At 39.1% G+C, this 1,462-nt stretch carries 2 protein-coding genes; both read right to left on the reverse strand.

The genetic code is table 11. The features are described from left to right. Positions 1–33: 33 nt before the first annotated feature. Entirely contained in the window at positions 34–981 is a 948-nt protein-coding gene (locus R8925_RS15790; RefSeq protein WP_430536740.1) for an IS3 family transposase, read from the reverse strand. After that, the gene (locus tag R8925_RS15795) at positions 864–1,409 is read right to left on the reverse strand and encodes a helix-turn-helix domain-containing protein (protein WP_430536739.1); all 546 of its coding nucleotides are present in this window, start codon (positions 1,407–1,409) and stop codon (positions 864–866) included. Before R8925_RS15795 ends, R8925_RS15790 begins: the two co-directional genes overlap by 118 nt. Positions 1,410–1,462: the final 53 nt, after the last annotated feature.

Raw genomic sequence — 1,462 nt, forward strand, 5'->3', positions numbered from 1 at the left:
TGTACTGAACCCCAAAAGTTGTACCAAATTTAATTAAACCTCTTGGCTGGCCTGAAGACGGTATTCTACCGGACTCAAGCCAGCCAATTTTAATTTGATACGACGATGATTGTAGTAATCAATATACGCATGGATGGCTTGTTTTAATTCCCGATAGGTTTTAAAAACACACCCATAATACATCTCTTGCTTTAATAAACCGAAGAAATTTTCCATAGGCGAGTTATCTAAACAATTTCCCTTACGGGACATACTTTGATAAACCTTATTCTTTTTTAAAAGAGATACCCATTTCTTATGTTGATAATGCCATCCTTGATCCGAATGGATGGTCACCCGATAGGGTGCGTGAGGCAATACTATTTGTAATGCCTGTTCCAATGTTTCTAGCACAAAAGCCAAGTTGGGACGTTCATTCATTTGATAAGAAATAATCTCCCCTGTCCCCATATCCATAATTGGACTTAGATATAGCTTTTGACCTGTTCCTACCTTAAATTCCGTAATGTCCGTTGTCAATTTTTGATAGTAGTATGATGTTTGGAAGCGACGTCGAATTTTATTTGGAGCGATGGTGCCAACTTTTCCTTTGTATGCACGGTATTTCTTTCTTGATTTCCGAGTATATTTTGTACATAGAAGACCCAATTTCCGAGTTATTTTTAGTATTTTTTTATGATTCACTAGGATGCCACGCTTTCGTAATGCTAAGCCAATACGACGGTATCCGTAGTCTTGGTTATTCTCTTCATAGATGGACTGAATAACGGTTTCTAAATCGTCACTCGGTAACGGCATATCTAATCGCTTTTGCCAATACATATACGTAGACTTAGGCATACCAGTGACTTTCAAAAGTAACGTCAATCGGAATGTTTGTCGAAGCTCCTGGATGATTCGGGCTTGGATCTTAGCAGATGGCTCGGAATATTTTCCCCAGAAGCTCGGAGCTTTTTTATGAAGGCGAGCTCCGCTCGTAATAACTCATTTTCTTGTTCTAGTTGTTGTTCCCGAGTTATCTCTTTCTTTTTTACTTTCTTTGGTTTACTTGTCAATGAAGGACGCCCCTTTGGTCTCGCCAGTGCACCCACACCATCTTCCATCAGCTTTTTCTTCCAAGCAGAGATTAATGCACAATCTGGAATTTGAAAGTGGTTGGCTGTTTCTTGAAGGGATGCACCTGTCGTTTTCATAAAGTGTAATACATCTAGCTTCATTTGAACAGTGTAAACACGCTTCTTTTTCTTGGCAAATGTCTCTTGGCCGAAGGCTAAGTACTGGTCTACCCATTTTTGAACTTGTCGTTGACCGCCTATATTATACCTATTAGCCAAATTAGCACAACTTTGTTTTTCTCTTAAATATTCTCGAACCACGTGCATTTTAAATGATGCATCATACTTTGCCACAGCAAAACACCCCAAACGTTAGATTTTTGGTCTAACTTTTGGGGTGCACATCA

Origin of the sequence: Listeria rocourtiae subsp. hofi, assembly GCF_963575615.1 — a bacterium.
Classification (GTDB): domain Bacteria; phylum Bacillota; class Bacilli; order Lactobacillales; family Listeriaceae; genus Listeria_A; species Listeria_A hofi.